The organism is Alcaligenes sp. Marseille-Q7550, from assembly GCF_965112015.1.
On record NZ_CBCOPU010000012.1, the window covers coordinates 1 to 1,684 of the forward strand.

The window sequence follows — 1,684 nt, forward strand, 5'->3', positions numbered from 1 at the left end:
CAGCCTTGAAGAACGTGCGCTAGGTTTTTCGTGACTCTCCACAAGTTCCCCAGAGCCGGACGGGCAGGCCGATAACAGACTGGTCTTGGTGGCGACTCCGCCCGGGAAAAGACGGGGCCGGTCCGGGCTCACGGCTTGCCGGCGCCCCTGGCCGGCAGCAGGCGCCGGGCGCCCCTTGAGCTTGCCGCGTGGTTTACACCGAACCCCTGGCCCGCTTTCACAACAGACAAAACAATGCCTCCCGAAGGAGGCATTGCGTACGGCATGACGCGCCCGAGACCGGTTGTTTACTCGGCCACGGCCTCGTAGCCGGGGCCGTCCAGCAGGCCGTCCAGGTCGGCGGGATTGTCGGCCTTGAGCTTGAAGATCCAGGTATCGAACGCCGCCTCGTTGATCAGGTTGGGCGAATCGCACAGCGCTTCGTTGAACTCCACCAGTTCGCCCGCGACGGGCGCATAGATGTCCGACGCGGCCTTGACCGACTCAACCACGCCGGCCGTCTGGCCGGCTTCCAGGCGCGTGCCGGGCGTGAACTCGCCCACGAACACCAGATCGCCCAGTTGGTCCTGGGCAAAGTCGGTGATGCCCACCAGCACCACATCGCCGTCTGCCTTGGCCCACTCGTGGGTGGCCACATATTTTCTATCGTCAGGTAGCTGCATGCGCCCCCCCTTAAAAACAAAAAGTGCTTGTTGCCTAAACTATAAACCACGCCCGGGATCAGCGCTGAGCGAGCGCGCGCAAGCCGCCGCCGACGCCCATGCCCACTGGAAATTGTAGCCGCCCAGCAAGCCGGTCACGTCGACCGCCTCGCCGATGAAGTACAGGCCGGGCACCTTGCGGGCCTCCATGTTCTTCTGATTCAGCTCGCGCGTGTCCACTCCGCCGCTCATGACCTCGGCCTTCTTGTAGCCGGCCGTGCCGCTGGGCTTGAGCTGCCAGGCATTGATGACCTGCCCGACCGTGCGCAGCACGCGGTCCGGCAGGTCCGCCAGGCGCTGCTGGCCCACGCCCCTGGGCAGCAGGTCCGAGGTATCCAGCCACTGCTCCACCAGGCGGCGCGGCCACAGGCTCGAGAGGACCGTGACCAGGAGCTGGCGATTGCCGGGCTTGGCGTCCAGCAATTGCTGGCCTATGTCCTGGCCGGGAGCCAGGTCCACGGTGATCCCCTCGCCCGACTTCCAGTAGCTGGAAATCTGCAGGATGGCCGGACCGGACAGGCCGCGGTGCGTGAACAGCAGATCCTCCAGGAAGGCCTGGCGCTGCTTGCCGGCGCCCGTGCTGACTTCCACTTCCAGCGCCATGCCGCTCAGCGAGGAAAACGGACGCCAGTCCCGGCCGTCGAAAGTCAGCGGAACCAGGGCCGGGTGCGGCTCGATGACCTTGAGGCCGAAGTGCCGGGCCACGCGCAGCGCATAATCCGTGGAGCCCAGTTGCGGGATTGCCACGCCGCCGGTGGCGATGACCACCCGGCGCGCCTGCTGGTCGCCCTGGCTGGTGCGCAGCACGAAGCCGGCCTCGATGCGGCCTATGGATTGCACCGAACAGGGCATGCGCCAGGACACCTGCCCTTTCAGGCATTCCTGGCGCAGCATCTGGATGATGGACTCGCTGGAATCGTCGCAGAACAGCTGGCCCTTGTGCTTTTCGTGGTAGCCGATGCGGTAGTCGCGCACCAGCCGCA

At 65.9% G+C, this 1,684-nt stretch carries 2 protein-coding genes; both read right to left on the reverse strand.

What is annotated here, in order from left to right; genetic code table 11:
• Nucleotides 1–287: 287 nt before the first annotated feature.
• Entirely contained in the window at nucleotides 288–662 is a 375-nt protein-coding gene (gene gcvH, locus ACWPWO_RS18690) for a glycine cleavage system protein GcvH (RefSeq protein WP_454007877.1), read from the reverse strand.
• Between the two features lie 39 nt (nucleotides 663–701).
• Nucleotides 702–1,684 (reverse strand): NAD(P)/FAD-dependent oxidoreductase (locus ACWPWO_RS18695; RefSeq protein WP_454007878.1); only part of this gene is annotated, 983 nt, incomplete at its 5' end.